The sequence below is a fragment of the Nostoc sp. FACHB-190 genome (genome assembly GCF_014696905.1).
Lineage (GTDB): Bacteria > Cyanobacteriota > Cyanobacteriia > Cyanobacteriales > Nostocaceae > Nostoc_B.
This window is the reverse complement of sequence record NZ_JACJQW010000040.1, coordinates 21,777-38,192: the sequence shown is the minus strand read 5'-3', so window position 1 is coordinate 38,192 and position 16,416 is coordinate 21,777. Positions and strand designations below refer to the sequence as shown.

Genomic DNA, 16,416 nt, shown 5'->3' with positions numbered 1-16,416 from the left:
AACGAACCGCAAAGGGCGCAAAGGACACAAAGAAAGAGATTTCACAAATTATTTAGGATTGCTATAGATAGAAATGCTAATCATGGATATTATTAATTAACAAACTCCGATCAATTCTGACTTCTGGATTCTGAATTCCGAATTCTGATTTTATTCAATCACTTGTGATTCTTGTTCTGGGAGTATTAAATTTTGAATGAATGGTTCGCTGTTAGTTGGTAAGTTTTCAGTTTGGGTGTTGTCTTTTGGTAGCCAATTAAGAAATACTAGTGGTAACAAGGTGCTGAGATTGGTGATAGTTACCAAAATCCACAGTGAGTCAAAGTTACTCTCGGTAATACCCAGCCAGTGCATGATGATGGCTCCAAATTCATAAGAGACCATCCCGGCTAAGTTAAAGACGGACATTAATAAGGCAAATAAGGTTGCTTCGACTCCAGGGGGGCAAAGTCTAGCGGCTAATACCAATACTGGCATATAGGCGATTTGTCCCATTACGGTGAGGATGAGGCTATCTCCCAAACTGAACCAGTGGTCATCTATACCTAAAGCTCGGTTAGTGTGAGTTACCAAAAGCAGCATTGTCATGCCTAAAACTGCTGAAATTACGGTACTCCAACCAAATATGAGCCGGAATGAAACGCTTTTGAGAAAACGTTGAAAAATCCAAATACCTAATAAGGAGGCGAGACTTGTAACTAGGCGGACTCTGCCTAAAAATTCTGGTTCAAAGTGGAGTTCGTTGGTACTGAAGTAGAAAAAGGCTGATTCGGCGGTTGGGGTAGCTTGTAAAATAAAGACAAAAGCTGCTGGTAGCCAAATTGTTTTTTGGCTGACTGCTTGGCGTAGTTGTTTAAGTTGATGTTTGATACTTAGGTCTTGAGTGTTATTAGTATCGTTAGTTTCTTGATTAACGGGAGATTCAGCAATAAACCAAGCCGCCACAGAGACAATTAATGGAAAAGAAGCTGTAATAAAAAATACTGTGCGGGTGGTGAAATGTTCGAGCAAGATACCACTAAAGTATGCTGTTACTAAACCACCAACAGCCGATGCGCCCCAACATAAAGATTGTAGTGAGCCTGCATCGGCTTGGGATTCGACTCTGGCTCGTTCGACAACCAGGGAATCGACTATGACATCACTGACAGCTATGGCTAGGGAACTGAGGGCGATCGCGGCGGTTGCTGCCCAGCTACTATGAACTACTGTGGCCATACTCAACCAAGCAACAGCACCTAATATCCCAGACAATACTAAATATGGACGGCGACGATAACCAAAAATCGGCAAGCCATCAGACATAAAGCCAAATAGCGGCTTAATCATCCAAGGTAAGGCGACAACGCCAAATAATGCTGATACCTGCGCCGGACTCAGCATTAAATCATCCTTGAGGAAAAAGCTAACAGCTAAACGCGCCAGTCCTAAAATCCCTTGGACAAAGTAAACACTAAGAATAGCAATTAACTCGGCACTGGGTTCATGGCCGAAGAAGATTTTTTCGGTTATCGAGTCTTTGACCTTGGACAAGCCAGACGAGTCAATGAGCATTTGATAAATATTTTTTAAGTTTTGTCTACTTTTCTATAATATCGATTTCTTATGAATTGGGGAGTAGGGAGTAGGGAATAGGGAGTAGGAATCAATGATTAGCATTAATGCTGGATTCCAAAACTGCGATCGCTTTTGGTGGTACAGATGTAAAACGAATTGTCACCAGATGTTCGTCAAGGTCAGATTTTTTCATGACTTTGGCGTAGATAAATTCTTCTGTGGAGAGTTCGGTATTGAGTAATTTCAGTTTCAGGTTATTTAAGACTTCTAAGGAATTGAGCGATCGCATCTGTGCAATCTTGGGGGAAAGGCTAATCAATTCCCCTGGAAATGCTGCGCCAACGGCTTGTTTACCTTGTAAAATTATATACTCGACTAAAACTGGCTGAGTTAAAGTCACCATTTCCCCATCTTCGTTGGGCAGAAACAAATTATATTGCCCACCAACACCGTGAACTTCATAAATAGTGACTGATTCTCTGATACCTTTAGGCTGGATTTGCATTTGGCTGCCGATGTGTAATTCAATGTTGGCATCTTTGAGGGTATTTTCGGAAATTAAAACTTGTCCCCCAACTGTATAAGTTTCGACACGAGAAGCCAAGTTGACATGGCTACCAACAACTGTATATTTAGCGCGTTTTTGGGAACCGATATTACCAGCAACAACCTCACCTGTATTAATTCCAATACCCATTTCGAGAATTGGGAGATTCATTTTTTTATTATGTTCATTGACTTGCTGCATTACTAATTGCATAGCAATTGCACAAGCGATCGCTCTTTGAGAATCATCAGGACGATTCACAGGCGCACCGAACATCACAAAGATCCCGTCACCCATAAACTCATTAATCGTACCTTTGTACTGATTAATCACATCAGTCATTGCCTCTAGGTAATAATTGAGAACTGACACCACTTGTTCAGGTGGTAACTGTTCCGACATCGCAGAAAAGCCACGTAAGTCAGAAAAGAGCAGTGTGACTTTGCGGCGATCGCCACCGATGTTTAAGCCGGTGGGATTTTCCAGTAAATTAGCCACTACCTCATCAGTCAGGTAGCGCCCAAAGGTTTTCCGCATTCCATTGGCGGTTTCTGCAATGTAGTAAGTAACTGCGATCGCTGAGGTAGCCAATGCTAAAAATGATGGTACTATCGGAATCCACCAACCAGCTAAAAAAGCTGCAAAACCTGTCCCGACTAAAGTCCCAGTCGTTAACACCACATTAATAGGTAAGCGGATTTTTTGATGACTATTGTGGCGTTGTACCCAACATAAAGTTGCACCTGCGATCGACCAACTCAAAATCCACAAATATTCTAAAGGCTCAGGTAAACTCTGAATTTGTGGGCGACCATCAAGAGCAGCACTCAAAATTTGACTGATCAAATTTGCATGAATCGTCACACCAGCCATTCGCTCTGGGATGGCAAACACAGTACTACTATATGGTGTATAAAATAAATCTTTTAAACTTTCAGATGTTGCACCAATCAATACCACCTTATCCCGCAGCAAATCTGGTGGAATTTGATTGGTTTGGACTTGGGTTAAAGAGACTCTCTGAAACTTTTGGATTCGTCCTCGATAGTTGAGCAGCACTTGATAACTACCAGCATTCGCCCGAATATAACTGCCATCATTAGCTTCAAAAATGGGAAAAATCCCTTTACCCAACTGTAAATAGTTGGGGTTATTTGCTGATGGTTTCTCGGTAATTCCTTCAGGCTTTAAATATAACAAAGCCAGTTTCAAAGCAAAACTTTCTAAAACTTCGTCATTTTTTAAATTAACGTAGAGCAATCCACGTCTAATTCTGCCATCAATATCTATCGGTAAATCATTAGACCCAACTTGATTGCGTTGCTTTAATACAGGCGACGCATTCACAGCCGAACTATCAACAGTATCAGAAACTTTTTGGACTCCAATAATATTAGGTGTCGATTTAAATACCTTAACTAAAGCTTGATGACCAGGATTAACAGGTAAATCACGATAAATATCTAAACCAATCGCTCTGGGTTTTTGTTGCTTGATTTTCTCTAACACACTAGCCAAAGCAGTATCAGTCATAGGCCATTGCGTTTGCCGACGGATATCTGCTTCATTAATTTCCACAATCACAATGCGGCTATCAACTGCTTCTGAAGGACGCATTTGGAAAAAATTATCCAACGTCACTAACTCTAATAGTTGCAACCAGCCCATCAACCTTAAGCCAATCACTAAGGCTGTCATACTAGGAACAGCAAATAAAACACCCCGCCATTGCCAAATTTGCGGCTTAAGTTTTGACCACATCATAATTTTAGGTACTGGGTAGAGCAAGTTAGTATTTCATTCAATTCGCACTCTCCAGTTACCTATCCGTATTCTTTGCTACCTATTTAGTCGCTCTTACAGCAATCAACAAATGGCTCAGAAGCCAGTGCATTTAAATTGACTGATTTCAATAATGTCCACCAATCAACTCTGGCTCGCACATTTTTCGGCTCACTGCGGCGTAATTGTGCTGAAGTCGCTAGTGCTTCATACCAAATCCCAGCTTCAGCATAAAGGCTTGGTAATTTACGAGGTTGGGCTTTGGCTAATGCTGCTGATAATGAGGCTTCTGCTTCAGTGCGTTCTACCCAACCATCTACCCAAGGATTTGTGCTGGCATCTTGAGAGTTGCACATAACAGTCAAATACCAATGGTAAGTTTTGCCCACTGCTAATTCTGGGGCAGTCTTAGGTAAGGTAAAACTGATAATTCCAGATTTATTCGGCAGCGTCAAAGTTGTTTCATAAACAGAATTCTCATCTTTATCAGTTAACAGCACAAACTTGGCTGTTTTGACTGAAGATTCCGGTACAAACCAGAACAATGTAGGACGTTCAGCTAATGTCAAACCTAGTTTGTTTGCAGGTAAGAGAGGGACTATTTGTTTCTTATTTTTCAAACAACTAGAACCGCGAGTTGAACCACCAGCACTGGCGGGTGGATCTCCGCGTTTTGGTGGCTTAAATGCTTGGCTAATTTGCCATCCTTGTGTTTTCGAGATAGATTCAGCTTTTACCTGTGCGTTGAGACTAGAAATTGGCAGAACATCTAAGCACAGTATGGACAAGACGGCAAAATATACAGATGACTTAATCCATTTCATATTGATGATGTTGCTTTGGTTTGAGATTGACCAAAACTCATAAATTTTTACTTACTGGCTTGTTCCAGGAATTTAGTTATGGCGGTTCTCGGTTGGATGAGGTACATTTCAACCCCACCCCCAACCCCTCCCCGCTTGCGTCAGCAAATACGGGGTGGGGTTCCAACTGTATTACAAGCAAGTAAGAACTGCTATATGCCTGGTAGTCAGCTAAATTTAAGTGTTCCCAAAAATCACCTTGAAGTTTGCACTCGCCAAAAATTACTAGTATTTTTTTGTATAAACCAATACTTAAGATATTTAGTAGAAATCAGAAATTTGGCATCTTTACTGTTGACGATCGCACTTTTAACGCTGACTATTGACTATTCACTTTTGACGGTTCACCAATGATTAAAATCGCAGTTATTGGGGTTGGGCGTTGGGGAGTACATTTACTGCGGAATTTTTTAGCACATCCCCAAGTCAGTGTGGTAGCAGTATTAGATCCCCACGCAGAAAGATTAACAGCAGTCAAACAGCAATTTAATTTAGATGAAAATGTATTATTAACAACCCAGTGGACGGATTTACAGAAAATAGCAGATTTAGCCGCAGTTGCGATCGCCACACCAGCCACAACTCACTATCATTTAATCAAAGATGCTCTCCAGCAGGGATACCATGTTTTAGCGGAAAAGCCTTTAACTTTAGACCCCAAGGAATGTGAGGAACTTTGCTATTTAGCAGAGTTACAAAAGTTAATTTTGATGGTTGACCATACTTATTTATTTCACCCAGCCGTTACAGCCGGAAAAGCGGTAGTTGAGGCGAATCAATTAGGTGAATTACGTTATGGTTATGCTTCTCGCACCCACTTGGGGCCAGTCCGCCAAGATGTTGATGCACTCTGGGACTTAGCGATTCATGATATTGCGATTTTTAACAACTGGCTGGGACAAGTAGCTGTAAAAGTGCAAGCAACGGGGACAGTGTGGTTGCAAACAGCAGAAAACTCACCATCTGATTTAGCAGATTTAGTTTGGGTAACGTTGACCTACCCGAATAACTTTCAAGCATACATTCATTTGTGTTGGCTAAACCCTGATAAACAAAGGCGTTTGGCTGTGGTGGGTAGTCTGGGGAGTTTAATTTTTGATGAAATGTCACCGAATGCACCATTGACTTTATTACATGGTGAATTTGAACGCCAGGAAAATCTTTTTATTCCGGTAAATCAAAGCCGAGAAGTGATTGACTTAAACCCTGGTGAACCTTTACAACAAGTGTGCGATCGCTTTATTCAATCCATATTCCAAAATCAACCGCCGCTTGTGTCATCAGGTTGGGTAGGTACAGAGTTAGTCAAAATTTTGGCAGCTTTAACCGCATCTCTCAATCAAGGTGGAAAACCTATTTTTATAAGCAATATTTAAAATTTCCTGAAAATCGCTCTACTCAGATCCCCGGCTTTTTGAAGTGGTTGGGGATCTTGATTTTTCAAGAAAGTTTGAGGACTGCTATAGATTTAATATATATGAACATAAATTTTCAAATGACTATTTACTTTTACAAAGTGTGGCAGCCTTACGGTTGTTTTTCTAACTTTTCTTGCCATCCCATCCAAATCCAAGGTACTTATTGGTCAACAGTTGAGCATTATTATCAAGCCCAAAAGTTTGTGGGTAGCAAAGATGCAGCAATTATACCTGTGATTCATGCTGCTGCCACACCAGAAGAAGCCGCCGCCCTAGGACGCTGTAGTTCAAGGACATTACGTTTAGATTGGGATTTGGTGAAAACTCAAGTGATGCGTGAAGCAGTACTCAAAAAATTTCTCACTCATACTGATATTCGAGAAGTTTTACTAGCGACAGGAGATGAGACGCTTGTGGAAAATTCTCCGACTGACTATTTTTGGGGTTGTGGTCAAGATAAAACTGGTCATAACCATCTAGGTAAAATTCTGATGAACGTGCGCGAAGAAATTCGTCACTTACGCCTTTACTCCGTAACTACCAGGAATTATCGCCAAGAGTAGATACATATAAAAGTAACTTGGTACTGGCACAGGGAATGCTGACATTCCCTAAATAAACAAAATTGAGAGGCTATCTCACTAGATTTACTGAATTAATGTGGTTAAAAATTAAAAAATCATAAAAAAAACTAGATTCATAGAGACAATTTAGGAATTGGTGGATTTACATAATCCTACCGAATACATCATTTTGTAGTAGGTATAAAATTAGTTGACAAATAATATTTCCTCGTTGTTATTAAAAGTCAAAGATAAAAACGGCGGCTCTGGGTATAGCAGCATTTTTCTAACATAGTTTAATTATTTTTATAGGTTTAGTAGGCAATGGAATATACTGATAACCCAAGCGGTTCGCAGCCTCCCTTTAGTCAAGAGGGTCTATTACACCGGATCATCAACCGGATTAGGCGATCGCTGGAACTGACAGATATTTTAACAGCTACCGTTGCCGAAGTCCGTGAGTTTTTGGCTACAGACCGAGTGATGGTATATCGGTTTGATGCTGATGGTAGTGGAGAAGTGATTGCTGAATCTCTCAATGATCAAGTACTACCATCCTTAATTGGGTTGCACTTTCCATCTGCTGATATTCCTCTGGAAAGCAGAAAAATGCTGTTATTAGGACAGCCACGGATAATTGTGGATGTATCTCAGGGTAAATTAGGGTTATCTTTGCCAGCGCCCAACACTACAGCAGAACTTCTAGAAAGCGAAAGCGAAAATACCTACTATCAACAAGTAGATCCCTGCCATATTCAATATTTAACAGCAATGGGGGTACAGTCTTCGCTAGTGGTGCCGATTGTACATAGCGAAGTCCAAGGTGATTCTTTCAAACCCATACTTTGGGGACTATTGGTATCACATCACAGTCAACCACGAGAGATGTCCCCAGCAGAACTGACCCTAATCCAGCAAGTTGTTGATCAAGTAGCGATCGCGATCGCTCAAAGCACTCTTTATGCCCAAACTTTAGCAAGACAAAAGCGGGAAGAGACGATTAATCGTGTTACGACTCTACTGCATCAATTACCAAAACTGGAATTACAGGCCGCTTTAGAAGAAACTGTCATCGCCTTAAATGGTATGAGTGGCCGCCTTTACATTGAATCTGCAACAGAAGTTTACACCTTTGGCGAACAACCAACCATCCCATTCGAGCCAGAAACTAGCATCATCGAACAACATCCTGTTTGGCAAAAATGGATGGATGAATGCAAACAAGGTCAAATTTGGATGACCACCAACCTTTACCATGAAGCACATTTGCGTGTTTTAGCATTTGCGTTTCAGTTAACCCAAATTCGAGGTATGTTAGTCATTCCTCTGCATTACCGACAAAAATTAATCGGTGTATTGAGTGTGTTTCGCCCAGAATTCAACACCGAAATCTTGTGGGCTGGACGACGTGAACACAATCCCCAACAACAATTACCGCAAATTTCTTTTGATGTGTGGCGAGAAGAAAAAAAGGGGCAAGCGATTGCTTGGACAGATGAAGACATTTCCCTCGCCCAGGCTTTGTCTCATAGCTTTTCGATTGCTGTTCAGCAACAACAAATGTACCAAGAAGTACAGGCAATCAATAGCAATTTAGAACTGTGGGTAAAAGAGAAAACGGCGGAACTAGAAAAATCCTTATTGTTTACTAAGGTAATTAAGCAAGTTTCCGAACAAATTCGCCGTTCATTAGATTTGAAAACTACCTTACAAACTATAGTCTATGAAGTTCGTTCACTGCTAAATTCTGACAGGGTGATCATTTATCAAAGAACTGGTGAATCTGAGGGTCAGGTAATTGTTGAAGAAATCAACGGTTCTTGGTTATCAACTCTGGGAATTCCCACACCAGCAGGCTGTATACCCGATGAATCAACATTTGTATTCTTACAGGGTAAAGTTAGAACTATTAATAATGTCAATACAGATTCTATTAATGCTTGTCACAGAGAATTTTTGCAGAATATACAAGTACAAGCTAACTTAACTGTTCCCATCAATATCGGTTTGCAATTTTGGGGTTTACTGATTGTGCATCAGTGTGCCAAGCCCAGAGATTGGCAAGATACAGAAATAAATTTACTTCAACAGTTGGCTGATCAAGCTGCGATCGCTATTCAGCAAGCTCAACTTTATGAACAAAGTTGTTTATCTGAAGCCGAAGCCAGAGCAAAAGCTACACAATTAGAACAAACTTTAATAGAACTGCAAGCAGCACAAACGCAATTAATTCAAACTGAAAAAATGTCCAGCTTGGGTCAGCTAGTAGCAGGCGTAGCCCACGAAATTAACAACCCAGTTAACTTTATCTACGGTAACTTACACTATGCGAATCGGTATACTCAAGACTTGTTAAAAATGATCGAGCTTTATCAGCTGCACTATCCTCAACCTCATGCTGAGATTATTTCTACTGCGAGGAGTGTTGATTTAGAATTTTTGGCAGATGATTTACCAAAAATGATTTCTTCCATGCAAGTTGGAGCCGATCGCATTCGTTCGATTGTTTTATCTTTACGCAATTTTTCTCGCTTAGATGAAGCTGAAAATAAACCAGTCGATTTACATGAAGGTATAGATAATACCTTATTAATTTTGCAACATCGCCTGAAATCTACAGCTAATTTCACAGGTATTGACATCATCAAAGATTATGGTGATTTACCCTTGATAGAATGTTATGCCGGACAAATCAATCAAGTCTTTATGAACATTATCACAAATGCTATTGATGTCTTGGAAAATCAAGGAGATTTAGGGCAAGATAAATTTCAGCTTCCTAAGCCGAAAATCTCAATTTCTACGAGACTAGCTACAGATACATCACGCATATTGATTCGCATTGCTGATAATGGGCCAGGAATGACGGAAGATGTCAGGAAGCGAATTTTTGATCCATTTTTCACCACCAAAGCTGTAGGGAAGGGTACAGGGTTAGGATTAGCTATTAGTTACCAAATTATTGTCGAAAAACATGGTGGAATGATGGACTGTATTTCTGAAATCGGTAAAGGAACAGAGTTTTGGATTGAAGTTCCCATTAGGTTGTTACGTCATCTAAATAATAAATAAAAGTAGGCAGTAAAATCGATATAGAGATAGATTTACAATGGCTGAAGAAGTTTTATTTTCCTCAACAAAGTGTAATAATTCTCAAAACAATTTCACTATTTGTGTCATTTTGAAAACAAAAATTCAAAAGTCATTTCATTCATGTCAACCTAATATTTATCATGAATGACTTCCGACTGTTCAGCTATATATTCTCCTCTTCAAAGTAAAGTTTAATTGCAGAAATATTCATACTAATCTACTGATGTTAATCTAATAAATGAAGTTACTTAGCTTCCCTGGCAGATAAAACAGCTAGAGTGCAATAAAAGAAGAGGTAAAACGCTGTTGAATTTATGTCTGTCTCGTACAAACCCAACAACACCCAACGCGATCGCTGATATTTCCTCAAATATTGAAAATCAGGGGGCGCTGTAAACTGGTTTTCATTGCTTGTTTTGAGTAGTGAAAGAGATTACATCCCTGCCTAGAAGAAACAAGAGGAGGAAATAATTTTAGCTAGTAGATGCTTGGGTGTTGTTGTATTTAGGTAAAACAGTGTAAGCTAGTAGCCAGCTAATTGCAGTAGAATGTAGAATCCAGAATTCAGCAGTAAGTTATTGAGTGTGGGTAATTCAACTTCTTCAAACTCATAACTTCTGTAAGCTCAAATGGCAATTCGCCTAGCAAATTCTGAATTCTCATGAAATAAACAGTTAAATAATTCAAATAGCGCCTTATGTCAATTATTGCGCTCAGAGCATGGTACCTTCAAGATTATGAACCAATTTCACAATTGGAAAAACGCCCAGCAGATATTCGTCTCAGTAAAAAAAGTCTACTGCGTTCGGCTTTGCGAGCAGACTTTTTAGAAGATAGTGATGACGTGAAAAAATCTGTGTGGTTTGAGCGTTATTTGGAAGGGGAAAATATTGAATTTTATATTGAAGGTAGTGGTGGTTATTGTGTAGCTAATATTGACTTGATTAGTCATGAAATTTATTTCACCAAACAAGCATTGTTAGCGCAGTTAGATCCAACCATTTTTTTCTGCTATCAAACTGAGTATAGTGCAGCCAGTGAAGCCTTGCGCGAGGGGTTGCAAAAAAGCTTGGAAATTTTGAATCTGCGATCGCGTCTGCCTTTAACATTAGTAGAATCTTATAGACCGAGTGATGGCATTCTGCGCTTAAATAAAGCCATGATGCGAAAAATCCGCAAGAGTTTATTGTTTATAGCCGACACTACAGCCATCGCCAGCATTGACAGCCAAGAAAATCAGCAATTAATTCCTAGTCCTAATGTTTGCGTAGAAATTGGCTATGCAATTCAAAGTAAACGCTCTGAACAAATTTTATTAGCACACATGCAGCGCCCAGATTTAGAAGGTAAAATTCCTTTTGATTTACCAACACAACAAATTCTGCAATTCAAAAATAGTACCGAACTCAATAAAACCCTGATTAAAACCTTAGAAGTTCAGTTAGCAAGGTTTAAGTTATTTTACTAAAACGCCCATGTGGTTTTAACATAAATGCCATATCAGGGCCAGTCGGCACAATTCCACCAGGGTTAAGCGGGAAAAGATTGCCATAATAGTCTTGCTTGACACTTTCTAAATCACAAGTTCCAGCCACACCTGGTAACTGATATAAGTCGCGTAAGTAGCCTCCTAAATTGGGATAATCTTGAATGCGGTGGCGGTTACACTTAAACAACCCATAGTACACAATGTCAAAGCGAAATAGCGTTGTAAACAAACGTACATCCGCTAAAGTGAGATTGTTACCACAAAGATATCGGCTATTATTCAACGCTGCATCAATTTCATCCAGAGTATCGAATAATTGATCACAAGCTTGGTTGTATGCAGCTTGAGTTTGGGCAAAGCCACAGCGATAAACACCATTATTAACATTTGTGTAAATCTTTTGATTCCACCAGTCAATTTTTTCTTGCAGTTCGGCTGGGTAGAGATTGAGTGTGGGATTTGTCGCTAACTGATTAAATTCTGAGTTCAAGATGACAATAATTTCCGCACTTTCGTTATTGACAATGGTTTTGGTTTGTTTATCCCATAAAACTGGAACTGTACAGCGCCCAGTGTAACCAGGTTGGGCAAGCTGATACAATTGGGCGAGAGTTTGACAACCTTCATCTTCACTGGTAAATACCCAACCCCCAGACTCCGCCGAAGGTTCAACAGTAGTAACTGAGATCACATCTTCCAATCCTTTGAGCGCCCTGACAACTAGTGTGCGATGCGCCCAAGGACAACCCAAGCCAACGTAAAGTTTATAACGTCCTGCTGCTGGTTGGTAAATGTTACCCTCAGCTTGACTCACAACACTTCTAAACTGACTGTCGGGACGAATATATTCCCCTGATTGACTGCGGGGGGCGAGTCGAGACATCATAATCTGCCAAAGAGTCGTCCAGACAAACTTACCTAAACCGATAATGAGCTTTGGCGGTAGAGATTTGCCTTTTTTCTTAATTTTGGTATCAGTCATAGTTGAGTAGAAACCGATGTCTAGGACAAGCTACTAATTGCGTCTACGCATTTATGCTCAATTACAACTCTAACGCTCTTTCTCTTCTCTGAGCCTTGGCGTGAGGTTTTTACGCCTCTACACTAAAATCAACCTGATCGTAAATATCCCCGTAAGGATTCAGGTAACAGAGTATTGACAAAGGGGACAGTTGAGGTGGAGTATCACAAATATGAACGAAAACCTGCCTCAAGAACTAGAGAGAGAAAGTTTGGGCCAGTTATCCAAAGAAGAACTGGTAAACATGATCATTGAGCAGAGCAAGGTGATACGTGAACTACAGCAAGAAATAGAGCGTTTAAAAGTCAGTCGAGATTTAGACAGTTCTAATTCGTCGAAACCACCATCACAAGACATCCACAAAAAGAGCGAAAACAAAAAAGCACCACACCTTGAAGAATCAAGTCAACCGAAAAAGAAACCAGGTGGGCAGCCAGGACATCAAGGTAAGACTCGTAAAGGTTTTGGCAGAGTAGACCGTTATGAAATCTTACGCCCTCTTGATTGTGTTTACTGTGGTCAAAAAGCATTTGCGTCTGTGGCAGTAAAAGTAGAAAAACACGCGGTAGCGCAATTAGTGGAACGACCCATAGAAATAGTTGAGTATCAACGCCAAACCTGTGTGTGTGAATGCTGTGGAAATGTACAAACAGCCTCTTGGGCAGCAGATATTATCCCAGGACAAGATTTAGGGGTTAAATTACAAGCATTTTTAGGGTGGGCAAATAATTATGCACATATGCCCTATGAAAAACAGCAGGAAATGTTGTGGGAATTAGGTCAAATTGAAATTGGGTTAGGAACTTTAGTCGCCACCAATGAACGAGTAGAAAAAGCAATTGAACCGAGCGTTATTGAGTTAAGTGATTGGATAAAACAGACACAACCTAACATCCATGTGGATGAAACGCCCTGGCCAGTTAAGGGAGTTAAAGAATGGTTGTGGGTAGTTGCCAATTCAGAATTTTGCCTGTTTACTGCGGCTGATACTCGCTCCAGAGCAGAATTAGAAGCAATTTTAGGAACTCAATATCAAGGCGTAATTATCAGCGACGATTTTAGTGTTTATAACGGCTATCAAGCTTTTGCCCAACAGAAATGCTTGGCGCATCTACGTCGTCATTTCAAAAAATTAATTCAACTTCCCGGTCTTCACAACCAAGCTATTGCTGAAGCATTTGTTGATTTAATTGATGAAGCTTTTAGACATTACGCCCAATGGTTCCAGACTCTTGAGTGCGCTAGTTACAACGATTGGGTCAATAAATTCAAAACTAAGTTGCATTCCTCAATTGATCAATGGATTGATAAGGCAGGAGCTACCGCAGGACAGCTTTTACGTTCTTTACGCGACAAGGCTCATCAATGGTGGTATTTCCTGGATAATCCTGAAGTCCCTCCTGATAATAATCAGGCCGAACGATCGCTGCGTTTGGCTGTGACAAAACGTAAGGTTAGTGGTGGCTCCCGTTCAATGGAGCGGTTTCAACACACCGCTAATTTATTGACAGTGGTACAGACTTGTCGCCGCCAAGGTCGGTCTGTGATTGATTTTTTGTGCAAGCTCTAATTGCTGATTCTAATAATTCTCACTCTCGCCCTTCTTTACTTCCGCAATATTAGACCTGAATCCTTACATATCCCCCAGCAAAACCTGACAAGGAATAGAAGATAAATTCAACAACAGATTTGCATCTTCATATTCAGAAAATATCCACTTATTATTATCTGTTTTGTAATACTGCTCAACGTGGATTTTATATTGGTCAATCAGAATATATTCTTGAAAATTAGGAATTGTCCGATAAGCAGCAAACTTTTCATCGCGGTCATAACTTTTAGTAGATTTTGATAACACCTCAGCAATCAACACTGGGTTAATTAAAGTATCCCGTCTTCCTTCTGCATACTCTAGTTGATCTGCGATCGCCATTACATCAGGATACACATACATTCTTTTTTGAGGAATCCAAAGACGTTGCCTGAGCATAAAGACTTGATAAGACTGGCGTTTCAAAGCCATTAGTAAATTAGCACCAAAGTTACCAACAACTGTATTATGGTTTGGTATTTCACTTACCTGAAGAATAACTTGCCCGTCCATATATTCGTGCTTTTCCTCTGAATTAACCTCAAATTCTAAATATTCTTCCGGCGAATAGTAGCGTTGTTCTGGTAACTGCATAACTACCAAAATAATCAGTAATTAACCGCAGATAAACACAAATAATTTATCTGGGTATATCTGTTGTTTTATTTTAAGTTAACTCAACTCAATACTTGCTCTGCTTCAATGGTATTAATTTGGTCAATAACATTCCAAACTTCTTGTAACATTGGTTCTAACCCAGTACGAGTGACCGCAGAAATCAAGAAAACTGGAGCATAAGCAAGGTGATTTAATTGAGTAGCCAACGCATCTAAATCAACTTCTTCTCTATCAACTACCTCAATTTTATTCAGTGCTAAAATTTGCGGACGCTCTGTTAAACCGCGTCCATAAGCTTGCAATTCTTGTTGAATAGTATTGTAGTCTCTGATGACATCATCGCTGGTTGCGTCAATTAAATGTAATAGTACTCGTGTGCGTTCAATGTGACGTAAAAAATCATGTCCCAAACCGGCACCTTGGGCTGCACCTTCAATGAGTCCGGGAATGTCGGCAAAAACTGTACCATCACCCGTGGGTTTTCGCACGACACCCAAATTTGGTATGAGGGTGGTAAAGGGATAATCAGCAATTTTTGGTCTAGCTGCTGATAAAGAAGAAATTAAGGTAGATTTACCAGCATTTGGTAAACCAATAATTCCGACTTCTGCTAATAGTTTCAACTCCAAACGGAGAGACTTTTTTTCCCCTTCTAAACCAGGGAGTGCATATTCTGGGGCGCGGTTGCGGTTACTTAAAAAATATTGATTTCCTAGTCCACCTTTACCGCCTTCAGCAATAACTAAAGTTTGTTCTGGTGCAATTAAATCGCCGATAATTTCATCAGTCTCGGCATCATAAATCACTGTACCGCAGGGAACTTCGATGATTAAATCTTTCCCAGATGCGCCAGTACGGTTATTAGGGCCGCCTCGACCACCATTTTCCGCCTTAAATAGATGGTTGTATCTAAAGTCAAGTAGGGTTTGGAGGTTTTCTACAGCCTGGAATATCACAGAACCGCCGCGTCCGCCATTTCCACCAGAGGGGCCGCCAGCCGGCACATATTTCTCTCTGCGGAAAGCGACAATACCATCGCCACCTTTACCAGCTTCAACTTCAATTGCTACTTGATCAATGAATTGCATATTTCTACAGTGCTGAGTTGTGAGTTCTAAATTATAAGTTTTTTAATCAATGCTTTATCTTTATTCTCTACTTTTAACTCAACACTCAGCACTCAAATATATGGCGTAACATCCTCACCGCAGTCATCTGCTAAATAGGAGAGGGCGCGGAAACGTAACCCAACTAATTGTTCATAAAGTGGATTAATCTTACACAAGGGCGGGATGTGGACAATTTTACGTCCAAATAAGGTGACATCTCGTTCAAACGGACATTGAGAGGGAATCATTTTACATAAAAACCGAGCAACTCTGGGGTCTTGTACATCTAGCCCATCTAACCAGTCGCGTAGTGAGTTAAGTGGTAAGTGGGGTGGCGTTTTGGATGAAACTAGCGGGTCTTGAATTTCTAGGGTATGTCGTAGGGCTTGGATAATATCTTCTGGGAGTTCTAAAACTTGGCAAAATTGGTGTAGTACTTGATCTTCGCTCGAAGAATATGTACCATCAGCGATCGCTACCATCACAGCTGTACGTAAAAAATTTTCAGCTGCTGGCGTACCTTTACCCAAGGCTGTGGCTAAGTCTTCTGGTGTAATTACCTCTAAAGACTCCCATTTTAGGCTCGGTGCTAATTCTTCTTTGGTCAGACTAGCAATAAATTGCTGTTCATGGTCATCAAAGTTGCCATCTGCCCAAGCAATGGTTAGCAGTCCACGCAACCAAGCGGCTATTTGTTCGCTACTGTATGGGGATTGTACAACACTAGTCATACATTTACTCCTCAAGCTTCTCTCGATGATTACT

General features: G+C 40.3%; 12 protein-coding genes and 1 pseudogene. 6 read left to right on the top strand and 7 right to left on the bottom strand.

Annotation, left to right across the window (positions count from 1 at the left end; translation table 11 throughout):
• Positions 1–150 precede the first annotated feature (150 nt).
• The 3 genes from H6G28_RS29435 to H6G28_RS29425 form a co-directional block, all read right to left on the bottom strand.
• Positions 151–1,554: a folate/biopterin family MFS transporter gene (locus tag H6G28_RS29435; RefSeq protein WP_190676234.1), complete on the bottom strand. Its 1,404-nt coding sequence runs from the start codon at positions 1,552–1,554 to the stop codon at positions 151–153.
• 91 nt (positions 1,555–1,645) lie between these two features.
• Complete coding sequence (locus H6G28_RS29430) at positions 1,646–3,868, bottom strand: CHASE2 domain-containing protein (RefSeq protein WP_190676232.1); 2,223 nt, start codon at positions 3,866–3,868, stop codon at positions 1,646–1,648.
• 83 nt (positions 3,869–3,951) lie between these two features.
• Positions 3,952–4,710, bottom strand: a complete 759-nt coding sequence (locus H6G28_RS29425; protein ID WP_190676229.1) for a DUF928 domain-containing protein — start codon at positions 4,708–4,710, stop codon at positions 3,952–3,954.
• Positions 4,711–4,788: 78 nt separating this feature from the next.
• Between H6G28_RS29425 and H6G28_RS36605 the strand changes: the two genes are divergently transcribed.
• The 5 genes from H6G28_RS36605 to H6G28_RS29405 all read left to right on the top strand — a co-directional run bounded on the left by H6G28_RS36605 (position 4,789) and on the right by H6G28_RS29405 (position 11,291).
• The gene (locus H6G28_RS36605) at positions 4,789–5,103 is read left to right on the top strand and encodes a hypothetical protein (RefSeq protein ID WP_206758271.1); all 315 of its coding nucleotides are present in this window, start codon (positions 4,789–4,791) and stop codon (positions 5,101–5,103) included.
• On the top strand, positions 5,100–6,125 hold the full coding sequence (locus H6G28_RS29420) for a Gfo/Idh/MocA family protein (RefSeq protein WP_190676227.1): 1,026 nt from the start codon (positions 5,100–5,102) through the stop codon (positions 6,123–6,125). Before H6G28_RS36605 ends, H6G28_RS29420 begins: the two co-directional genes overlap by 4 nt.
• A 119-nt stretch (positions 6,126–6,244) precedes the next feature.
• Positions 6,245–6,730 carry a riboflavin biosynthesis intermediates N-glycosidase gene (gene ybiA, locus H6G28_RS29415; protein ID WP_190676256.1) on the top strand — a complete coding sequence of 162 codons (486 nt, stop codon included), beginning with the start codon at positions 6,245–6,247 and terminating at the stop codon, positions 6,728–6,730.
• 324 nt (positions 6,731–7,054) lie between these two features.
• Positions 7,055–9,802, top strand: a complete 2,748-nt coding sequence (locus H6G28_RS29410; protein WP_190676225.1) for a GAF domain-containing sensor histidine kinase — start codon at positions 7,055–7,057, stop codon at positions 9,800–9,802.
• Positions 9,803–10,520: 718 nt separating this feature from the next.
• Positions 10,521–11,291 carry a hypothetical protein gene (locus H6G28_RS29405; protein ID WP_190594124.1) on the top strand — a complete coding sequence of 257 codons (771 nt, stop codon included), beginning with the start codon at positions 10,521–10,523 and terminating at the stop codon, positions 11,289–11,291.
• Here the strand turns inward: H6G28_RS29405 and H6G28_RS29400 are convergent.
• A complete protein-coding gene (locus tag H6G28_RS29400; protein WP_190676223.1) occupies positions 11,275–12,294 on the bottom strand; it encodes a glutathione S-transferase family protein in 1,020 nt (339 codons plus the stop codon). The two genes, H6G28_RS29405 and H6G28_RS29400, sit on opposite strands and share 17 nt — an antisense overlap.
• 211 nt (positions 12,295–12,505) lie before the next feature.
• Here H6G28_RS29400 and tnpC point away from each other — a divergent pair.
• Positions 12,506–13,956: pseudogene (gene tnpC, locus H6G28_RS29395) on the top strand (IS66 family transposase).
• Between the two features lie 10 nt (positions 13,957–13,966).
• Here the strand turns inward: tnpC and H6G28_RS29390 are convergent.
• From H6G28_RS29390 to H6G28_RS29380, 3 genes are all read right to left on the bottom strand, one after another.
• Positions 13,967–14,518 (bottom strand): Uma2 family endonuclease, encoded by a 552-nt coding sequence (locus tag H6G28_RS29390; RefSeq protein ID WP_190676221.1) that lies wholly within the window; start codon positions 14,516–14,518, stop codon positions 13,967–13,969.
• 83 nt (positions 14,519–14,601) lie between these two features.
• Positions 14,602–15,630, bottom strand: coding sequence for a GTPase ObgE (gene obgE, locus H6G28_RS29385; RefSeq protein ID WP_190594119.1), 1,029 nt, complete (start codon positions 15,628–15,630; stop codon positions 14,602–14,604).
• Between the two features lie 92 nt (positions 15,631–15,722).
• The gene (locus H6G28_RS29380) at positions 15,723–16,382 is read right to left on the bottom strand and encodes a Mo-dependent nitrogenase C-terminal domain-containing protein (RefSeq protein WP_190676219.1); all 660 of its coding nucleotides are present in this window, start codon (positions 16,380–16,382) and stop codon (positions 15,723–15,725) included.
• Positions 16,383–16,416: the final 34 nt, after the last annotated feature.